This window comes from Aeromonas sp. PS2Canimalfood6 (genome assembly GCF_048276795.1).
Lineage (GTDB): Bacteria > Pseudomonadota > Gammaproteobacteria > Enterobacterales > Aeromonadaceae > Aeromonas > Aeromonas caviae.
Window position 1 is genome coordinate 1 of the sequence record NZ_JBLUXC010000062.1, and the last position, 19928, is coordinate 19928.

At 61.0% G+C, this 19928-nt stretch carries 13 protein-coding genes and 1 pseudogene; 2 read left to right on the plus strand and 12 right to left on the minus strand.

Translation table 11 applies throughout. The features are described 5' to 3' along the window. Window positions 1–132: 132 nt before the first annotated feature. The 5 genes and pseudogenes from ACNPAA_RS18175 to ACNPAA_RS18195 form a co-directional block, all read right to left on the minus strand. The gene (locus ACNPAA_RS18175; protein WP_227262859.1) at window positions 133–891 is read right to left on the minus strand and encodes a transglutaminase-like cysteine peptidase; all 759 of its coding nucleotides are present in this window, start codon (window positions 889–891) and stop codon (window positions 133–135) included. Window positions 892–990: 99 nt separating this feature from the next. Continuing rightward, window positions 991–2316: pseudogene (locus tag ACNPAA_RS18180) on the minus strand (TolC family outer membrane protein). Between the two features lie 35 nt (window positions 2317–2351). Beyond that, complete coding sequence (locus ACNPAA_RS18185) at window positions 2352–3767, minus strand: HlyD family type I secretion periplasmic adaptor subunit (protein ID WP_010675165.1); 1416 nt, start codon at window positions 3765–3767, stop codon at window positions 2352–2354. Next, window positions 3760–5904 carry a type I secretion system permease/ATPase gene (locus tag ACNPAA_RS18190; protein WP_043155791.1) on the minus strand — a complete coding sequence of 715 codons (2145 nt, stop codon included), beginning with the start codon at window positions 5902–5904 and terminating at the stop codon, window positions 3760–3762. The genes ACNPAA_RS18185 and ACNPAA_RS18190 overlap by 8 nt, the downstream gene beginning before the upstream one ends. 369 nt (window positions 5905–6273) lie before the next feature. Then, the gene (locus tag ACNPAA_RS18195) at window positions 6274–7218 is read right to left on the minus strand and encodes a TIGR01212 family radical SAM protein (protein WP_103858277.1); all 945 of its coding nucleotides are present in this window, start codon (window positions 7216–7218) and stop codon (window positions 6274–6276) included. A 613-nt stretch (window positions 7219–7831) separates the two neighbouring features. On the opposite strand from ACNPAA_RS18195, the gene gltB reads away from it, so the two are divergent. Both gltB and ACNPAA_RS18205 read left to right on the plus strand, forming a co-directional pair. Continuing rightward, complete coding sequence (gene gltB, locus ACNPAA_RS18200) at window positions 7832–12289, plus strand: glutamate synthase large subunit (protein WP_171865009.1); 4458 nt, start codon at window positions 7832–7834, stop codon at window positions 12287–12289. 12 nt (window positions 12290–12301) lie between these two features. Then, entirely contained in the window at window positions 12302–13717 is a 1416-nt protein-coding gene (locus ACNPAA_RS18205) for an FAD-dependent oxidoreductase (protein ID WP_103242941.1), read from the plus strand. An 86-nt stretch (window positions 13718–13803) separates the two neighbouring features. Here ACNPAA_RS18205 and ACNPAA_RS18210 read toward each other — a convergent pair whose 3' ends face one another. The 7 genes from ACNPAA_RS18210 to ACNPAA_RS18240 form a co-directional block, all read right to left on the minus strand. Next, window positions 13804–14565, minus strand: a complete 762-nt coding sequence (locus tag ACNPAA_RS18210; protein WP_103242940.1) for an amino acid ABC transporter ATP-binding protein — start codon at window positions 14563–14565, stop codon at window positions 13804–13806. Beyond that, window positions 14562–15218 carry an amino acid ABC transporter permease gene (locus ACNPAA_RS18215; protein WP_199767318.1) on the minus strand — a complete coding sequence of 219 codons (657 nt, stop codon included), beginning with the start codon at window positions 15216–15218 and terminating at the stop codon, window positions 14562–14564. The genes ACNPAA_RS18210 and ACNPAA_RS18215 overlap by 4 nt, the downstream gene beginning before the upstream one ends. Before the next feature lie 58 nt (window positions 15219–15276). Next, window positions 15277–16050: an amino acid ABC transporter substrate-binding protein gene (locus ACNPAA_RS18220; protein ID WP_042078577.1), complete on the minus strand. Its 774-nt coding sequence runs from the start codon at window positions 16048–16050 to the stop codon at window positions 15277–15279. A gap of 415 nt (window positions 16051–16465) precedes the next feature. Continuing rightward, window positions 16466–17044, minus strand: coding sequence for an O-methyltransferase (locus ACNPAA_RS18225; protein ID WP_042078579.1), 579 nt, complete (start codon window positions 17042–17044; stop codon window positions 16466–16468). A 181-nt stretch (window positions 17045–17225) separates the two neighbouring features. After that, entirely contained in the window at window positions 17226–17660 is a 435-nt protein-coding gene (locus ACNPAA_RS18230; RefSeq protein WP_199767317.1) for a protease, read from the minus strand. A gap of 47 nt (window positions 17661–17707) precedes the next feature. Continuing rightward, window positions 17708–18745: a M35 family metallo-endopeptidase gene (locus tag ACNPAA_RS18235; RefSeq protein ID WP_103242938.1), complete on the minus strand. Its 1038-nt coding sequence runs from the start codon at window positions 18743–18745 to the stop codon at window positions 17708–17710. 300 nt (window positions 18746–19045) lie between these two features. Continuing rightward, window positions 19046–19684, minus strand: coding sequence for a DUF2913 family protein (locus ACNPAA_RS18240; protein ID WP_103242937.1), 639 nt, complete (start codon window positions 19682–19684; stop codon window positions 19046–19048). Window positions 19685–19928 lie beyond the last annotated feature (244 nt).

Consider the following 19928-nt stretch of genomic DNA (forward strand, 5'->3'; position numbering starts at 1 on the left):
GGAGTGGGCAATGGTGTATTTATCCAAAAACGGCAAAAAGAGTAGGCAGAGAAAATCCAAGCAAAACAACACGTTAGACGGTATTATTAATTCGCTTGCCGCTTAAGGTTCTGTACATGAGAGCGTCATAGGTTAATCATCCAAATTGACCGCAGGCCGAGCCAATCGCCCCGATGTCATGCGATTGCGTAAGTCTGTCCATAATCCCAAGCGGGATGATTGCCCGGCCAGTTCCCCTTGACCACGCGCCTTCATCAGCCACAAGTGACTACCGTTAAAACTGTAAATTGGCAACAAATCCGCCCGTTGGGTCGCCGGGCGAATTGATCCGACAAGATTGTCCAGAATCAGGGGTACTGCCGCAGGCGTCTCATAGTAGGCAACGACCATATGAAACTGGTTATAATCCAATGCCTTGACATATACCATTCGCATTTTTTCATCAGGGATGCCAAGTTCCAGCAAGGTAAAATACTTGGAAATGCTGAAGTCTTCACAATCTCCCCCCGCTGCGCCCAGAAATTCCAGCGGTGTCGCCCAATAATCCTTCTTGTGCCACAACTTGATGTCATCGATGAAACGCATCTGGTTGAAGAACTGGTTCACCTTCTCCAGCTTCTGCCGATCCGTCAGCCCCGCCGCCTTGTTCTGCATTGCCAAAGTGCGCCAGCTGGTGACCCGTTTGCCGGCCCTGGGGCCATAGGTCTCCTCAGCGCGCTTGACCAGTTTCATATCCTCCGGTGAGAGAGGCTGGCTGGCGCTGAGCAGCAGGGGGATCGCCAGCAGGACCAGCCACAGCAGGCGAACCCGCAAGGGCGCACGTGCACCTGCGAGGGCTCGATCCCCATCACGTCGGCTCCAGCCTGTCGATGCCACCTCTTTCTGTGTCATGACGCCGCCATCATCCCCTGACCGCCGGACGCATAAAAGAATGACTGCAGCACGCTGCAGCCATTCCCCTTGCCTGATATGACATCAGTGGCAGGGCCATCAGTTGTTGTTGGCCTGCCATTCAGCCGGTTGCTGCACATTCAGGGCATTGAGCAGACCACCGGTGGCATTGAGGATACGATATTCCGCCAACAGGGAGTCGTACTCGGCCGTAATGTAACTGCGGCGAGCCTCGAACAGTTCGTTCTCCGTGTTCAGCACGTCCAGCAAGGTCCGTTGGCCCAGGCCGAATTGCTTCTTGTAGGCCTGTACGGTGTCATAGCTGGCGTCCACGTGCTCTTTGAGGAAGACTTTTTGCTTGGCCAGCGACTCTTTGGCGTTCCAGGCGAGGCGGGTCCCCTCTTCCACCTGACGGAAGGCATTCATGTGAATGTCTTTGGCCTGGGAATAGAGCGCTGAGGTTGCCTTGCTTTCTGCCAGATCGGACCCACCGCGGAACAGGTTGTAACGCATCCGGACCATGGCGGTGAGATCGTCGTTACGGCCTTTGACCGCATCGATGTCCTCGTTCCAGTTCTGATCCACTTCAAAGGCTACGTTCGGGTAGAACCCGGACTTGGAGCCTTCATGCTGGTACTTCGCCTCTTCGATGTCCTGCAGGGATTACAGCAGGGTCGGGTGAACCTCTGTTGCCGTCTTCAGCGCATCTTCCAGCGTTGCGGGCAGGAGTTGGGTGTTCGGTACGGGCTGAACGAGATCCTTGGGCACTTCATTGACGACACGGATGAACTCACTCTCGGCATCCCGATAGTTGTTCTCCGCCGCCGCCTGATTGGAGTAAGCCCGAGCCACACGACCGTCGATCTGGGTCTGGTCAGCGGTCGACCCCAGACCGGAGTCGGTCCGTTTCTGGATGTCACTGCGGATCTGTTCGTGGGTTTCAAGGTTCTGCTTGGACAGCTCCAGGATCTCCTGCTGACGCAGCATGTTGAGATAGACCTCGGCCACGCGCAGGGCCGTGTTCTCCGCCTCGGAGATCATCGCCAGGCGCTGGGCCTGGGCGGCGGCATCGGTCCGTGCCACGTTGCTGCTGACATCAAAGCCGTCAAACAGCATCTGGCGAAGGCTGATCCCGGCCTCCTTGCGCGTCATGGAGTCATCGATCGTCTGTGAATTGGGACCACGGGTCGAGGGACTGTCAGTCTTCTCGTAACCGACGCCACCACGCAGATCAATGGTGGGGTAATAGCCGCCCTTGGCTCCATCATGCTGATACAGTCGTGCCTGATAGAGATCAAAAGCTTCCTTGATTTTCGGATGGGTAGCCAGTGACTGCGCCACTGACTGTTCCAGCGTCTGTGCCTGGCTCAGGCCCGGGAACAGTATGGTGCCACTAACCAGCATGGCAACAATCGTCTTCTTCATGGTATCTCCAGTCATGTTGTTTTTAGATTGTTGGCTTATCGTTCTCTCAGTGCCGACTGCTTAGCCCTCAAGATGGGTTTCAGCAAGTAGTCTAGGACACTTTTTTTACCAGTAATAATATCTGCACTGGCTAACATACCGGGGATGATGGGAAGTGCGTTAAGCTCATCGCCCAGATAACTCTTCTCGGTTCGTACTCGCACCAGATAGAAGGAATTGCCCTCCTCATCCTGGATTGAGTCGGCACTTATCTGTTCAACCTTGCCATGTAAACCTCCATAAATAGTGAAATCATAGGCAGTTATCTTGACCACGGCCTCCAGTCCGGGTCTGAGGAACGCGATGTCCTTGGGCGACACCTTGGCTTCAACCAGCAGGGTGTCTTCCAGCGGCACTATCTCCATCAGGTCCATGCCCGGCTGAACGACCCCACCCAGCGTATTAATCTTGAGCTTCTTGATGGTCCCCTTGAGAGGCGCAATCACACTGGTACGATCGACTCTGTCCCTGAGGCCGACCTGACCCTCCGACAACTGGCTCAACTTGCCTTGACGTTCGTTCAGCTCGGTCTGGGAGTCCGCCCGGAATTTCAGGGCGATATCATTTCGCTTCGAGATGGTCTCCCGCAGTACCGAGTTGAGCTTGGGCACCAGCAGGCGGTTCGCCTCCAGCTCCCCTTGCATTTCGTTGACCTGCCGCTCCAGTTTAATTAGCTCCACTTGAGGAACTATACCCTCTTTTGCGAGAGGACGGCTGATGTTCAGCTCCTGACGAGCCAGATCAACGCTGCGGCCCACGGTCCGGATCTTGGCATTGAGCTCTATGGTCTCCTGCTCTTTCTGCTCGATCTGCTGTCCCAGGATGTAAAGCTGGTTCTTGAGGTTGTTTAACCGCGCCTCCTGCACCGATCTTTCACGGGCGGCATATTCGGCAAATACATTCTCGTACCCTTCGGGGAACTCGATGGCCTGTTTGTCGATGGCTACCTGTTCACGCCAGCCCAGATTGGGCTCGTTCTTGACCACTACGCTGCGAATTTCGGCGCGCAGGCGGGCAATATCCCCCTTGAGGGTGACCAGCTCCTGCTCCCGTTCGCGAAAATCCGACTTGAAGCGAGTATCGTCGATGCGCAGCAGTGGCTGTCCCTTCTCGACGATGTCCCCCTCCTTGACGAAGATCTCCTTGACGATCCCCCCTTCCAGGTTCTGGATCACCTGCAACTGGCGCGACGGTATCACCTTGCCCTGGCCGACTGTCACTTCATCCAGCTCTGCCCAGGCGGCCCAGACGATGGCGCTGACAAAAAACAGGAAGCAGGCCCAGAGCAGGACTCTGGCACGGGTGGGTGTCGTCAGCAGCACGGCGGCGGCACCGTCATCCACGTACTCGAGATGCTCGGGTGCAGGCAAGACCGTATCTGAGGGCGTTTTCTTGAACCAGTGGTTAGCCATTCGCCGTCTCCTGCACCCGCACTTTGCCTTCCTTCAATTGCTGCAACACCACCTCTTTGGGACCGTCCGCCACTATCTTCCCCTGCTCCACGACGATGACCCGGGAAGCGACATCCAGCATGGAGGTCTTGTGGGTGATGAGGATAAGGGTGGTTTCGGGGCCGAGCCGCGCCAGCTCCTGCTTCACGTGCATCTCTGACTGGTTGTCCATGTTGGAGGTCGGCTCGTCCATCACCAGAATGGGGGGATCGTTGAGCAGGGCGCGAGCCAGCAGGATGGACTGACGCTGGCCACCGGAGAGCTGACGTCCCCCTTCGCCTATCTGTCTGTCGAGGCCGTTGGGATCCCGGTTGGTAAAGTTGGTGACCCCGGCCCGCTTGGCGGCGCGCAAGACACGGGCATCGTCCACCAGGGGATTACCCAGCATGATGTTGTCCCGCACGGAACCAAAGAAGAGGGTCACATCTTGCGGCACACAGCCGATGTTGCGGCGAATGATGGTCGGCGGCAGTTGGTCCAGCTCAAAGCCATCCAGACGCACCAGGCCGTCAGTCGGGCGATAGAGACCCATCAGCAATTTCTCCAGCGTGGTTTTACCTGCACCGATCCGCCCGATGATGGCCACCTTCTCACCCGGCTCGATGCGCAGGTTGATGTTGTGCAGGGTGCTGCTCTCCATGCCCGGATACTTGAAGGAGACATTTTCAAACTCGATGCGCCCCTGGATGAGCGGATGGTGGATGTACTGCCTGCCCTCCTCCTGCTCACCCGGCGTCATCATGATCTTCTCCAGGATCTCGAGCGCCGACTTGGCCTGGTTGTAGCGGGTGGAGAGTACCGAGAGCTGCACCATGGGGGCGATAGCCCGGCTCGACAGCATCACGGCCGCTATCATGCCCCCCATGGTCACCAACCCTTCCGAGATCTGGTAGACACCGACGATCACCAGTCCCACTGTCACCACCTGCTGGATGTAGCTCGCCAGAGAAGACATGGAGTTGGTGATGCGCCGGGTTTGCACGCCCCAGGTCGAGATGTGGGACACCGCCTGCTCCCAGCGGTGCTGGAACATGCTCTCGGCCCCGAAAATCTTCACTGTCTCAAGGCCCGAGATGCTTTCGATCAGATTGGCGTTCTTCTGGGAGGCGAGCCGGGAGCCCTCCTCGATGGATTGCTTCAGCGGTGCCTGAATGTAGAAGCTGTAGGCCACCAGGATCAGGATGGCGATGATGGGCACCACCACCATCACACCGGCGAAAATCCAGATGATGAAGAGGAAGAAGATGGCAAACGGCAGATCGATCAGGGTGGAGACGGTGGCCGACGTGAAAAACTCGCGCACCGATTCAAACTCCTGCAAGTGCTTGGCAAAGGCACCGGTCGACGCAGGCCTGGACTCCATCTTCATGCCCATCACCTTGGCAAAGATTTTGGCCGACAACAGCACGTCGGATTTCTTGCCTGCAATATCGATGAAGTAGCTGCGCAGCTGGCGCATCACGAAGTCGAAGGTGAACACCACCATGGCTCCAACCGCCAGCACCCAGAGGGAGTCGAATGCCAGGTTGGGCACAATCTTGTCATAGACGTTCATGGTGAACAGGGGGCTGGCGATGGCAAACAGGTTGATGAGGATCGAGGCCACCAGCACATCCCGATAGATACCGCGGGACTCGAACAAGGTGCTCCAGAACCAGTGACCATCACGGGTCTCCAGCACTTTGGGCGAGCGCTCATCAAATTTGAACTGCCGCTTAACGTAGAACAGACGACCATTGTACTCGTCACCCAGCTGGGCAAGACTGACCCATTGAGCCGCGTCTCCGGCCTGGGGAAAGATGACCCTCGCCTGGGTCCGTTCTTCATTCCATTCAAGCAAGATGCAGGCGCCGCCATTACGCGTCTGCAAGACGCAGGGCAGCAGCAGGGAGGAGATCTGTTCAAGGGGCTGGATCACTTCGCGGGCAGAGAGACCACCCCGCTCGGCGGCACGACTGAAGAGCGCCGTGCTGAGACGCCCGGAGACCAGTGGCAAGCCGGTGGTGAGAGCATCCTGACTGTTGGGCACCCCGTAAAAGCGGGTCAAAAAGACCAGGCACTCCAACAGTTCATCTATATGGCTGGTTTCTGCTTGCATAGCATCCCATCAAACATGATTCAGAAGGTTGTCTCGGGGCCGAATATCCAAAGCCCGGCGGCGATCCGGAAAAACAGAACAGACCTCGCCACCCAGACCCACAACCCGATTAGCGCACAGAGCCGGGACACTGCATGTCTCGCCTCCCTCACAGATTTTCATGCCGGAAACGGAGGGGACATACCAGGCACCTGGTGTTGCCAAGAAATATGCCACCCGGTTCGAAGAGACACCGCCCGGTATACAAACTGCAAAGAGTTATTGATAACTATATCTTTTTTCAAGCCGACCATCTTATCAAGGTGACTTGAACGAAACTATACTCCAAAGACTGAATTTCATCTAATAACCCACTGTTTTTTGACGAAATTAGAGTTGGCACTCGCCCGTGGAAGGGAGAGAAAAAGGGCGTCCCAGGCAGTGCCCCTGAGGGCCTGAGCGTGCCAGCGCCGCGGCAATGGCGGTCATGGCGCTCCAGCGATTCTCGCACCAGGCGGGGGCCAGCAGGGTCGGGCGGCGCGCCGACGCCGAGACCCTGTGATAGACCACCTCGGGAGGCGTGTACTGGATCATGGCGACCGCCGCCGCCACATACTGCTCCATCGTCAACACATCCAGCCGTCCCGCCTGCCACGCCTTGCCAAGGGTGCTCCCCTCCACCACATGCAGTGGGTGAAGCTTGATCCCCTCGACGCCGGTCTCCACGACACGGTGCAGGGTTTCCAGGCTGTCCATCGGCGCCTCGCCGGGCAGGCCGACGATGAGGTGTGCACACACCTTGATGCCCCGCAGATGGGCTCTGGTTACAGCGTCAACATAGGCGGCATAGCCGTGGCCCCGATTGATGCGTTGCAACGTCTTGTCGTTGGCGCTCTGCAGCCCGAGCTCCAGCCACACCTCGTAGCCGCGGGCCTGATAACCTGCCAGCAGATCCAGCACCGCATCGGGTACACAATCAGGGCGAGTTCCGACGCAGAGCCCCACCATGTCGCTCACCGACAAGGCTTCTTCATACATGCGCTGAAGGTACTCCACTTCGGCATAGGTGCTGGTATAGGCCTGAAAGTAGGCCAGATAGCGCCTGGCCCGGGTCACCTCGTCCCGGCGTGCCAGCAGTTGCTGCACCACGGAGAGTTGCTGGGCCGACTCGTCGGCAAAGGAGGAGACATTGCAGAAAGTGCAGCCACCCCGGCCCAGGGTGCCGTCCCGGTTGGGGCAGGTAAAGGCCCCATGGATGGAGAGCTTGTGGATCTTCTGGCCGTGGCGCAGCTTGAGATCCTGGCCAAATGTATTGATGAGTTCGTGTAACTGCATGACACCTCCGAAATGAGGTGTCATTCTAGCGACGCAGCCCGGCGGGCAGGCTGCGCTGGATCAATCCCGCTCTCTACCCAAAAATCATATAAATATTCACGTTAGATGCGATAAATACCCAACAGTCAGCATTCACGGTCACTTTTGACAACCTGTCACTCCTGCCACCTGGAGAAAAGTGTCATAACCTCTCGCCCATAACCGGCTGTAACTACTGAAAAAATCCTGTTTAGTCTGCTTATGGACAAATGCAAGACGCAGGATCCTGAAATGTGATCCCCGCCAAGCACACCAGAGATGACTTTGTAAAATTACTACAGTTTCCCGCCACCATGCAGTCAACCACTAAATCGTCCATAAACAGAATATAAATCCAACAAATAAATAAAAGTCAGTCATAAATACACAAAAATGCTGATTGAGTCTCAAAAACCCACATTTTGTTATGGTGATGTAACATTGCAAACAAGCGGGATGTCCAATTGACCTTGCCCGAAAATCCCATTAGTTTGGAGATTCGCCACCTCAGGCGGACGGAACCACAAGAGCCAATCGCAATTTATGCAGTCTGTTGATGACAGTGCGATGGAAGGCCGAGCAAGGGAGAAATGCAATGTCACTATATGATCCAAAGCTGGAGAGGGATAACTGTGGCTTCGGCCTGTTGGCCCACATGGAAGGGGAAGCCAGCCACAAGCTTGTCCGTCTCGCGATGTCAGCCTTGGCTCGCATGCAGCACCGCGGCGGTATCTCCGCTGATGGTAAGACCGGCGACGGCTGCGGCCTGTTGCTGCAAAAACCCGACAGCTTCTTTAGAGCGGTCGCCGAAGAGAAGGGATGGCACCTGGGCCGCAACTACGCGGTCGGTATGCTGTTTCTCAACCCCGATCCCATCCTGGCCCAGGCCACTCGCGACATCATCGACGAGGAGCTGGAAAGAGAGACCCTGAGTCTGGTCGGCTGGCGCAAGGTGCCCATCGATACCAACGTACTCGGTTCCATCGCCAAGGCGTCCCTGCCCAGTATTGAACAGGTCTTTGTCAACGCGCCCCCGGGCTGGGTCGACAAGGATCTCGAGCGCCGCCTCTATATCGTGCGCCGCCGCATCGAGAAGCGCATCAGCGACGACTACTTCTATGTGGTCAGCCTTTCCAACCTGGTCACCGTCTACAAGGGACTGTGCATGCCGGTGGATTTGCCGCGCTTCTATCTGGATCTGGCCGACATCCGCATGCAGGCCGCCATCTGCGTGTTCCACCAGCGTTTCTCCACCAACACCAGCCCACGCTGGCCGCTGGCGCAGCCGTTCCGCTACCTCGCCCACAACGGCGAGATCAACACCATTGCCGGCAACCGCCAGTGGGCCAAGGCGCGCAGCTACAAGTTCGCCACCCCGCTGATCCCCGATCTGCAAGAGGCCGCCCCCTTCGTCAACACCACGGGATCGGATTCCTCCAGCCTCGACAACATGCTGGATCTCTTCCTGGCCGGCGGCATGGACCTGTTCCGTGCCATGCGCCTGCTGATCCCGCCTGCGTGGCAGAAGCACCCGAACATGGATGACGACCTGCGCGCCTTCTACGACTTCAACTCCATGCACATGGAGCCCTGGGACGGCCCGGCCGGCATCGTCATGACCGACGGTCGTTACGCCACCTGCGCACTCGACAGAAACGGTCTGCGTCCGGCACGTTACGTCATCACCAAGGACAAGTTCATCACGCTGGCCTCCGAAGTGGGCACCTGGGACTACACCCCGGACGAAGTGCTGGAGAAGGGCCGTGTCGGCCCGGGGGAGCTGTTCGTGGTCGATACCAGCAACGGCAAGATCTGGACCAGCTTCGAAATTGACGACGATCTCAAGAGCCGTCACACCTACAAGCAGTGGATGGACAAGCACTGCAAGCGCCTGGTGCCCTTCGAGCAGATGGACGATGCCAGCACGGGGTCGCGGGAATTCCCGGATGACCGGCTCAAGACTTACCAGAAGCTGTTCGGCTACTCCTTTGAAGAGCTGGATCAGGTGATCCGCGTGCTCGGCGAGAATGGCCAGGAGGCAGTGGGCTCCATGGGGGATGACACCCCGATGGCGGTGCTCTCCTCCAGCCAGCGTACCCTGTACGACTACTTCCGCCAGATGTTCGCCCAGGTGACCAACCCGCCCATCGATCCCCTGCGGGAAAATCACGTCATGTCCCTGGCCACCTGTATCGGCCGCGAGCAAAACGTGTTCAACGAGACCTTCGGTCACGCCCACCGGGTGCTGTTCCAGTCGCCGATCCTGCTCTACTCCGACTTCCATCAGTTGCTGGCCCTGGAAGGTGAGCACTACCGCCATGCGGTGCTGAGCCTCAACTACCAGCCCGAAGAGGGGCTGCAGGCTGCCCTCGAGCGCCTCTGCCACGAGGCAGCTGAAGCGGCCCGCAGCGGCGCGGTGCTGCTGGTCCTGTCAGACCGGGACATCAGCCCGGATACCCTGCCCATCCCGGCCGCCATGGCGGTGGGTGCGGTGCAGCGTACCCTGGTGGACAACAACCTGCGCTGCGACGCCAATATCCTGGTGGAGACCGCGAGCGTGCGCGACCCGCACCACTTCGCCGTGCTGCTGGGCTTTGGCGCCACCGCCATCTACCCCTACCTCGCCTACGAGACCCTCGCCAAGCAGGTAGAGGAAGGCGTGCTCAAGATGAGCCTGCGCCAGGCCATGCTCAACTACCGCAACGGCATCAACAAGGGCCTCTACAAGGTGATGTCCAAGATGGGCATCAGCACGGTGGCAAGCTACCGCTGCTCCCAGCTGTTTGAGGCGGTGGGCCTCTCCAAGGCTGTTGTCGAGCTCTGCTTCCGCGGCGTATCGAGCCGCATCCAGGGTGCCGACTTTGCCGACATCCAGCAGGATCAGATCAATCTGTCCCGTCTGGCCTGGCTCGGCCGCAAGCCACTGACCCAGGGCGGCCTCTTGAAATTCGTCCACGGTGGCGAGTACCACACCTACAACCCGGACGTGGTGCAGACCCTGCAAGTGGCGGTGCGCTCCGGCAACTACGCCGATTACAAGGAGTATGCCCGTCTGGTGAACGAGCGGCCGGTCGCCACCCTGCGGGATCTGCTGTCGCTCAAACAGGGCACCACCCCGGTGGCGCTGGATCAGGTGGAGCCAGCCGCCAGGCTGTTCCCCCGCTTCGACTCCGCGGCCATGTCCATCGGCGCCCTCGGCCCTGAAGCCCACGAGGCCCTGGCCATCGCCATGAACCGCCTCGGCGGTCAGAGCAACTCCGGTGAAGGTGGCGAGGATCCCAAACGCTTCGGTACCGAGAAGAACTCTCGCATCAAACAGGTGGCTTCCGGTCGCTTTGGCGTCACCCCGCACTACCTGATGAACGCGGACGTGGTGCAGATAAAAGTCGCCCAGGGCGCCAAGCCCGGCGAAGGGGGCCAGCTGCCCGGTGACAAGGTCACCGCGCAAATCGCCCAACTGCGCTACTCGGTGCCCGGCGTGACCCTGATCTCCCCGCCGCCGCACCACGACATCTACTCCATCGAGGATCTGGCCCAGCTCATCTTCGACATCAAGCAGATCAACCCGAACTGCCTGGTGTCGGTGAAACTGGTGTCCGAACCTGGCGTCGGCACCATCGCCTGCGGCGTGGCCAAGGCCTATGCGGACTTCATCACCGTCTCCGGCTACGACGGCGGCACCGGCGCCAGCCCGCTCACCTCGGTCAAATACGCTGGCTCCCCCTGGGAGCTGGGCCTGGCCGAAACCCAGCAGGCGCTGGTGGCCAACGGCCTGCGCCACAAGGTGCGCCTGCAGGTGGATGGCGGTCTCAAGACGGGTCTGGACATCATCAAGGCGGCAATCCTCGGCGCCGAGAGCTTTGGCTTCGGTACCGGCCCCATGGTGGCGCTCGGTTGCAAATACCTGCGTATCTGCCACCTGAACAACTGCGCCACCGGCGTCGCCACCCAGGATGAGAAGCTGCGCCGCGAACACTTCACCGGCCTGCCGGAGATGGTGATGAACTACTTCAAGTTCATCGCCGAGGAGACCCGCGAGCTGATGGCCGAGCTGGGCGTCACCCAGCTCACCGACCTCATCGGTCGTACCGACCTGCTGGAAGCCCTGCCCGGCCTCACCGCCCGTCAGGCCAAGCTGGACTTGTCCGGCATCCTGGCGGCCCCGGTTGCACCGGCAGGCTCCAGTCTGTTCAGCCAGCAGCACAACCCCACCTTCGACAAGGGGCCCTTGAACCTCAAGATGGTGGAAGACCTGCTGGACGCGGTGGAAAACATGAGTGGCGGCGAGTTCCGCTACGACATCCGCAACACCGACCGCTCCGTGGGTGCGCGTCTGTCCGGCGAAATCGTCAAGCGCCACGGCAACCAGGGCATGGCGGCCGATCCGGTCAAGGTGCACTTCAACGGCACCGCCGGCCAGAGCTTCGGCGTCTGGAACGCCGGTGGCCTTGAGATGATCCTCACCGGGGATGCCAACGACTACGTGGGCAAGGGGATGACCGGCGGCAAGCTGGTGATCAAACCCCACGTCGGCGTGGCGTTCAAATCCCACGAGGCGGCCATCATCGGCAACACCTGCCTCTATGGCGCCACCGGCGGCAAGCTCTATGCCGCAGGGACCGCCGGCGAGCGGTTCGCGGTGCGCAACTCAGGGGCCTTGGCGGTGGTCGAGGGGATTGGCGACAACGGCTGTGAATACATGACAGGCGGCATCGTCACCGTGCTCGGCAAGACCGGTGTCAACTTCGCGGCGGGCATGACAGGCGGTTTCGCCTACGTGCTCGACGAGTGCGGCAACTTTGCCAAGCGCACCAACCCCGAGCTGGTCGAACTGCTGGAGGTGGCGGATCTCGCCATCCACCAGGAGCACCTGCGCGGTATCATCACGGCGCACCTCAACGAGACAGGCAGCTCGCGTGCCGAGGAGATCCTGGCCAACTTCGACTCCTATGTGCCCAAGTTCAGGCTGATCAAACCCAAGTCCAGTGACGTCAAATCGCTGCTTGGCCACACCAGCCGTTCCAGTGCAGAACTCAGAATCCAGGCGCAATAAGGAGGGAACCCTATGAGCCAGAACGTATTCCAGTTTATCGATGTCCAGCGGGTCGACCCGCCCAAGAAGCCGCTCAAGATCCGCAAGATCCAGTTCGTGGAGATCTACGAGCCCTTCAACCAGGCCCAGGTTGGCATGCAGGCAGATCGCTGCCTCGACTGCGGCAACCCCTATTGCGAGTGGAAGTGCCCGGTACACAACTACATCCCCAACTGGCTGAAGCTGGCCAACGAGGGACGCATTCTGGAGGCGGTGGAGCTCTCCCACCAGACCAACAGCCTGCCGGAGGTATGTGGCCGCGTTTGCCCGCAAGACAGACTGTGTGAGGGTGCCTGCACCCTCAACGACAGATTCGGCGCCGTGACCATCGGCAACATCGAAAAGTACATCACCGACAAGGCCTTCGAGATGGGCTGGCGCCCGGATCTCTCCAAGGTGGTCAAGACCGACAAGCGGGTCGCCGTCATTGGCGCGGGCCCAGCGGGCCTTGCCTGTGCCGACGTGCTGGCACGCAATGGCGTCACCCCTGTGGTGTTCGACAAGTACCCGGAGATAGGTGGTCTGCTCACCTTCGGTATCCCCTCCTTCAAGCTGGAGAAAGAGGTGATGCAGCGCCGCCGCGAGATCTTCGAGGGGATGGGGGTGGAGTTTCGCCTCGAGACCGAAGTGGGCCGTGACGTCACCTTCGCCGACCTGCTCGGCGAGTTCGATGCGGTCTTCCTCGGGGTCGGCACCTACAAGTACATGAAGGGCGGCTTTGCCAACGAAGAGGCGCCGGGGGTCTACGACGCCCTGCCCTACCTCATCTCCAACGCCAACCGGCTGCTGGGCTTTGAGAAGGCGCAAGCCGATTACATCGACTTCGCCGGCAAGCAGGTAGTGGTGCTGGGGGGCGGCGACACCGCCATGGACTGCGTGCGCACCGCCATCCGCCAGGGGGCCGATCGGGTGATCTGCGCCTACCGCCGGGATGCCGAGAACATGCCGGGCTCCAAGCGGGAGGTGAAAAACGCCCAGGAGGAAGGGGTGGAATTCATGTTCAACCTCCAGCCCATCGGCGTGGAGCTGGACGCCCACGGCCGCACCTGCGGCATCAAGGTGGTGAGCACAGAGCTCGGCGCCCCCGATGCCAATGGCCGCCGCAATCCGGTAGTCATTGAAGGCTCCGAGCAGGTGCTGGCTGCCGATGCGGTGGTGATGGCGTTCGGCTTCCAGCCCAACCCCCAGCCCTGGATGGCAGAGCACGGCGTCGAGCTCGACGGCCGGGATCGCATCAAGGCGCCCGAGAAGGCCGAGTACGCCTTCCAGACCAGCAACCCCAAGGTGTTCGCCGGTGGTGACGCGGTGCGCGGTTCGGATCTGGTGGTGACCGCCATCTATGAGGGTCGCAAGGCGGCCGAAGGGATCATGGACTACCTGGCCGTGTGATCTGCCGTCGCAACCACGCTGTCATGCAAACAGCCCCGCTCGTGCGGGGCTGTTTTTTTATCTCGCTCTCAATCCGCCAGAACCGGCTAGATACTCCAGCTCTCCGGCAGCCGTTCGGTGAGGGTGGAGATGTATTCGAAGGTACGCGCCCGCTTGGGGGTGGTGAACATCTGGCGCGCACTGCCCGCCTCCACCACCTCCCCGGCCTCCAGGAAGATCACCTGCTGCGCAATCTGGGCTGCAAGGCGCAAGTCATGGGTGGCGATCAGCATGGTGGTCCCCTCACTGGCCAGTTGGCGCAGCACGGCCACCACCTCCTGGGCAAGCTCGGGATCCAGCGCCGAGGTGGGCTCGTCACAGAGCAACACCTTGGGGGATGGCGCCAGCGCCCGGGCAATGGCGACCCGCTGCTGCTGACCGCCGGAGAGGGTGGCAGGCACCGCCTCGGCCTTGTGCCTGAGCCCCACCTTGTCGAGCAGTTGCAGGGCGCGCGCCACTGCCCTCTCCCTGGGCCACTTCAACACGGTCACCAACCCTTCCATCACGTTCTCCAGCACCGTCATGTGCGGGAACAGCTGGAAATTCTGGAACACCATGCCGGTCTGCTGGCGCAGGGCCAGCACGCTTTGCCGTGACAGATGCCGGGTAAAGTCGAGCTCGCAGCCCCCCAGCACCAACTGGCCTGCATCGGGTCGCTCCAGCAGGTTCACACAGCGCAGCAAGGTACTCTTGCCGCTGCCGGAGGGACCGATCAGGGCAGTGACGCTGCCCGCGGCCATCGCCAGCCCCACCCCTTTCAACACGCGCTGCCCCGCAAACTGTTTCTCGATGCCACTCAAGCGGATCATAGGGCGACCTCCCGGGTCTCTTTGTGAGCCAGTCGCTGCTCCAGCCTGTCTTGCAGGGTGGAGAGCACCGAGCTGAACATCAGGTAGATGAGGGCCGTCTCGATATAGAGGATGAGCGGCTCATAGGTGACGGAGGCGAGGCGCTGGGCCGCCTGGAACAGCTCGGGCACAGTCACCGCCGCCGCCAGCGAGGTGTCTTTGACCAGGGAGATGAAGGTGTTGGAGAGGGGCGGTACAGCGATGCGCGCCGCCTGCGGCAGGATCACCCGTCCCATGGCCTGGGGCCAGTTCATGCCGATGGCGTGGGCCGCCTCCCACTGCCCTTTCGGGATCGCCGCCAGGGTGGCGCGGATGGTCTCCGAGCTGTAGGCGCCGATGTTGAGGGTGAAGCCGATGACGGCGGCGGTGAAGGCATCCAGCACGATGCCGGCGCTCGGCAAGCCGTAGAAGATGAGAAAGAGCTGCACCAGCAGCGGCGTGCCCCGAACAAGCCACACATAGAAGCGAGCCAGGGCCACCAGGGGAGACGGGCCATAGAGCCTGGCCAGGGCCACCAGCAAGCCGAGCAATATTCCCAGCACGAAGGTGATAAGGGTGAGTGGCACGGTAAAAATAAGCCCCGCACTGAGCAGGGGCCAAAAAGAGTCGATCATTAACTGCAACCAGGGAGGCACGTTAATTCTCCTTTATTGTTATTATTCGGCCTGAATATTAATTCGAGACGTCGGTGCCGAAATACTTGACCGATATTTTCTGGTAACTGCCGTCTTGCTTGGCCGTGCGCAGCGCCTGATTGATGGCGGCCAGCAATTCCGGTTGCCCCTTGGCCAGCAGCACGGCGGATTGATCCCCCTTGGCCTCGGTGGCTGCCACCTTCAACTTGGCGTCCGGCTTCTGCTTCTTGAAATCCAGGAAGGAGAGGCTGTCGTTGATGGTGGCATCCACCCGTCCGGTCAGCACCAGCTCCAGGGACTGGTTGAAGCCCTCGGTGGCCACCACCTCGGCCCCCGACGCCTTCGCCAGCTGGGCGAAGTTGCTGGTCAGGGACTGGGAGGATTTCTTGCCCTTCAGATCCGCAAAGCTCTTGATGCTGTCATTGTCGCTGTGCACCACGACCACCGCCTTGGAGGTGATGTATGGATCTGAAAAATCATACTTTTTCAGCCGTTCAGGGGTGATGGCCACCTCGTTGAGCACCAGATCGTAGCGTTTGGCGTCCACCCCGGCGATGAGGCCGTCCCACTTGCCCTCGACGAACTCGGGCTTCACCCCGAGGCCGCTTGCGATAAGTTCACCAATCTCCACGTCAAAGCCCACCAGCTTGCCGCTCTTGTCGTGGTAGGTAAAAGGGGGGTAGGCCCCTTCGGTGCCAATCTTGATCACCCCGGCGCTCTGGATGGCGGCGAGGCTGGATTGGGCCTGGGCCGAGTTCATCAGGGCCAGCGGCAATGCCGCCAGCAACAACAGCGAACGTACTTTCTTCATGAACCACCTCGTTATATTTATAAATACCCGGAACGCTTGCCAACCAGAATAGGTTGGCGCCATGCAATGGTTATTTTCCAATCCTGCTGCCGCAGCACAGCGATTAATATTTCCACGTCAGTGCCACACATTAATTCGGCTGGCTATCGGCATGGACAAAACATATCGCGAGACGTTTCCTCTCCCAACCATGAAATACGGGGATATTTAGCGAAATAGTGGATAACGCCAAGAAGAGGGCGACACTGCCAGCGCTGCCGATATGGCAGCAAGCCGACCGCGGGAGCAGAACGAGGGGGCGGAAGATGAGGAAAGAGAGCACGGCGGCTCCGGGAAAGCTAGTGGCTCTGGGGCTCCCATGAGGTGAGCGAGCACCACGGGATGGTGCTCGTCCCATGCGGCAAGAGCCATGGGCTCACAGGCGCGCCACCAGCCACTCCCCCTTGCCCACCGGCACCAGGGCGGTCATGAAGGCCGGATCCTGCACCACCTCCGCCATCCAGTCGCTCATCTCCTCCCGGTGAGAGATGGCGTTGTCCACCACCAGCAGGCCGCGAGGGGCGAGCAGGCGCCGGATCTCGGGCCACCAGCGCTGATATTGCTGGCGATCGGAGTCCAGGAAGACCAGCTGATAACCCGCCGTCGGCAGGGTAGGCAGCAAGCTGCCAGCCTCCCCCGCCAGCTGTTCAATCCAGGGGCCGAGCCCGGCACGCTGGAAGTTGGCGGCGGCCATGGCCAGCTTGCCCGCATCCCGCTCTATGGTGGTGACCCGGCCCCCCAGCCGTTTCACCGCCTCCGCCAGCCAGAGGGTGGAATAGCCGTTGGAGGTACCAATCTCCAGCACATCCGCCGCCCCTCGCGTCTGTACCAGCAGCGCCAGCAGTTCACCTGTGTCCCGGGTGATATTGAGCATCTTGCCGTCACGGGACGGCTGGGCCTCGTCGTGCTGCTCGCCAAAGCGCTCCAGCTCCCGTTTCAATGATTCCAGTACCATCTTGCCTCCTTGGCGGTATCAAGGGGCGGCCTGGCGCACGGCGTGGCCCGTCCCCATCTCTTCATCATGTCTTCACCCTGTCATCCTGCGGCGGCTCGTCCCCCCGCCTGGCGAAGCGCTATCTGGTGGTGGCCGCCCGCGCCGTCGGGCTGCTGGATGCGAAGAGCAAGCCACCGACCTCCTAGGGCGCCGCCACCCGGGTAAAGTCGATGGCGGGGCAGCTTGGCACCACGCCCCGGGTCAGCGCCAGGGGCTGGGCACGATAGCTGAGCCGGTAGCTGCCCGGCTGCGACAGATCGTAGGCCTGCGCCAGATCCGCATCGGCCTGGCTATGTTCCCCCGGTGCCAGCAGGAGGAAGTCGCCATCTCCGGGTTCACCACGCTTGGCCAGCGGTCCCCGGTAGGCCAGCGGCCGGCCATCGCGGGTGAGGTCGATGGCATCGGCAAACCACCCCTCGAAGGGGGTGAACCAGGTCAATACCTCAAGGGGGGTCTCCCCCCGGTTGGTCAGGGTAATCACCAGGGGCAGGGGCTCGTTCACCCCGCTCTCGGCGTTGACCGACAGTTCGCACTGCAGGGGGGCCAGCGCCAGGGTGGTGAGCAAGAGAGTCATCATGGGTGCTCCTTCAACAACGGGAAGGGGCCTCGCGGCCCCTTCACGGATTAATTTTCGCTCGGGGTATTCTCGGCAAAGTACTCGTGGTTGTCGGCGTTGTTCAGCGCCTTCTGGGGATCCGTGCTCGCCAGATTGCGGGCATTGGCCTGACCGTATCCCAGATCGTCGGTGCCCGCCACCACGTTGAAGTGGCTCAGCTCGTGGACTATGGTGCCGGCGCGGGAATCGGTCCCGGTGACGGGTGCCGTCCAGAAGCTCTTGCACAGATAGACCTTGTAGGGCTGGTCCGGATAGACGTAGGCGAAGTAGCTCTGCTTGCAACCACAGTCGAAGGTGAGCGGCTTGTTGTCGATGGCATCCTTGATCTTGCTGAAGTTCGTCTCGGCCTGGTTCCAGCGGGCGGCGTCATAGGCGCCGAACCAGCTGCGATAGCGCTGGCCATCGGGCTTGTCCACCGCCAGATAGCTGCTGGAGTTGTTGGTGATGCCGCTGGCGGCATCGAGCGCGGCCAGGATGTCGCTCTTCTGGGTGTTGGTGCAGCGGCCGCTGAAGCTGACCGAGGCGGTCACCGCCTGGGGCTCGGTCAGGGCCGCCTTGGCCAGCACCCTATCGTCGGCTACCCCTTCCACCCACAGGGTCACGGCATTGGATTCGCTCCCCCGGGCCTGCCTGGCCTTGGCGGTTTTCCCCTCCTGCGCCACGGTCGGCAGCAGGTAGCGGATGCTGTACTGCCCCTGGACGCTCATGTCGTAGAGACCGGAGACCTCCGCCTGCACCGTCAGGCTCTGGCCGGCCTTGAGCAACTGGAAGTCCTTGTCGGTCGGGGCCGCCCGCTTGATCAGGGCCCCCTCGTAGCCAACCGGCTGACCGTCACGCTCCACCTGGAACAGGGGGGCATCCTCGCTGCCAGGCAGCTGCCACTTGAGCAGACGCACCGGCTTGTCCCCCGTGTTGGTCAGGGTCAGGTTGACCCGCACGTCGTCGGTGCCGCCCTCCACCAGGGTGAGCCTGGCATCGAGCCCGGCGGCGCAGAGCGGAGAGATCAGGGAGCCTGCCAGCAGCAGGGCGATGGGAGTCGCTTTCATCGTGTTTCCTCATTCATTGAGTGGCGCCATCAGGCGGTTTGCTTCCATGTGGCCCTCTTTGGGGCTCACCCACCCTAGAGCAGAAGCTCGGCGCCCCCATCCCTCCATATGGGGGACGCCCCCCATCGGAGGGGGCCCTCGCCGGCTGCGACAAAGGCTGCCCCCTTGGCGCCGCATCAAGGCCCCCTCCCCTCCCCTCCCCTCCCCTCCCCTCCCCTCCCCTCCCCTCCCGCCACCGGCAAGCATCCACAAAAAACCCGGCACGGGGCCGGGTGGGGGGATGAGCAGCTTGCGCCCGGATCAGGAGCCGATCAGCAGCGCCAGGGCCGGCTGTGCGTTGCCGGGCACCAGCCGGTAGGCCTTGTGGTGCTTGACCAGGGTCGTTTTCTTGTTGCCCTGGCTCAGCAGCAGGCCGTGGGAAAAAGCCGCCTGTGCCAATCTGGCCTCGTCCCCGCGCACATAGAGGGTAAGGGACCTGGTCAGCTCACCCGCCTCGATATGGCCCTGATATTCGCTGGCGCTGATGATGAGGCTCGGCTGGCCGCCCGATTGCAGGCGCAGCTTGGCGTTCACTTCGCTACTCGTCAGCACCAGCCAGCCCGCCGCCTCCAGCTCGGCCAACAGGGCGGCAAGCCGGCCGCCCAGCCCGGTCGGCTCTGCCATGGCGCGCTCGTACTGGCGGATGATCCGCTCAAGCAAGCCCTTGAGATCGGCGCCGGCCCCCAGGGTGCGGCCCAGTTGTACCCAGGCCTTGAGATCCTCCATCACTAGGCGGGAGAAGCGCTTCTCCTTGAGGGAGTCCGCCATCCAGGTGCAGAGGAAGTGGCTCTCCTGGGCCGGGGTGCGCTTGCCCGCCTTCTGCGCACCGGTGCGGGCCAGTTCGGCCAGGCTCTGGCTGGCCATCTCAAGGAGGGCCTGGTTGTAGGTGGGAGGGGTCATCGTGGATCCTCTGAAACGGGGCGGCCAAGGGGCCGCGTCATCGACAGCACAAAGGCGCCAGTGGCGCCTTTGGAGAGTAAACGCCCCTCCCCGACCGGGAGGGTGCGACGTAGCCTTATTTCGGGTTCTTCGCGGGATCTTGGGGAAGTGGAAGTTGACAGACAGGGTGCTGGTAAACTGGCTGTCTCCAAACACACCACCACCATCACCCTGCTGTCGCCGTGCATCATATTGATATTGCCTC

What these genes read in the sequence shown, in the direction of transcription:
- ACNPAA_RS18215 (WP_199767318.1), bottom strand. Translation starts at nt 15,218, where the DNA reads ATGATCGACTCTTTTTGGCCCCTGCTCAGTGCGGGGCTTATTTTTACC.
- ACNPAA_RS18175 (WP_227262859.1), bottom strand. Translation starts at nt 891, where the DNA reads ATGACACAGAAAGAGGTGGCATCGACAGGCTGGAGCCGACGTGATGGG.
- gltB (WP_171865009.1), top strand. Translation starts at nt 7,832, where the DNA reads ATGTCACTATATGATCCAAAGCTGGAGAGGGATAACTGTGGCTTCGGC.
- ACNPAA_RS18235 (WP_103242938.1), bottom strand. Translation starts at nt 18,745, where the DNA reads ATGAAAGCGACTCCCATCGCCCTGCTGCTGGCAGGCTCCCTGATCTCT.
- ACNPAA_RS18195 (WP_103858277.1), bottom strand. Translation starts at nt 7,218, where the DNA reads ATGCAGTTACACGAACTCATCAATACATTTGGCCAGGATCTCAAGCTG.
- ACNPAA_RS18225 (WP_042078579.1), bottom strand. Translation starts at nt 17,044, where the DNA reads ATGGTACTGGAATCATTGAAACGGGAGCTGGAGCGCTTTGGCGAGCAG.
- ACNPAA_RS18220 (WP_042078577.1), bottom strand. Translation starts at nt 16,050, where the DNA reads ATGAAGAAAGTACGTTCGCTGTTGTTGCTGGCGGCATTGCCGCTGGCC.
- ACNPAA_RS18240 (WP_103242937.1), bottom strand. Translation starts at nt 19,684, where the DNA reads ATGACCCCTCCCACCTACAACCAGGCCCTCCTTGAGATGGCCAGCCAG.
- ACNPAA_RS18190 (WP_043155791.1), bottom strand. Translation starts at nt 5,904, where the DNA reads ATGCAAGCAGAAACCAGCCATATAGATGAACTGTTGGAGTGCCTGGTC.
- ACNPAA_RS18205 (WP_103242941.1), top strand. Translation starts at nt 12,302, where the DNA reads ATGAGCCAGAACGTATTCCAGTTTATCGATGTCCAGCGGGTCGACCCG.
- ACNPAA_RS18185 (WP_010675165.1), bottom strand. Translation starts at nt 3,767, where the DNA reads ATGGCTAACCACTGGTTCAAGAAAACGCCCTCAGATACGGTCTTGCCT.
- ACNPAA_RS18230 (WP_199767317.1), bottom strand. Translation starts at nt 17,660, where the DNA reads ATGATGACTCTCTTGCTCACCACCCTGGCGCTGGCCCCCCTGCAGTGC.
- ACNPAA_RS18210 (WP_103242940.1), bottom strand. Translation starts at nt 14,565, where the DNA reads ATGATCCGCTTGAGTGGCATCGAGAAACAGTTTGCGGGGCAGCGCGTG.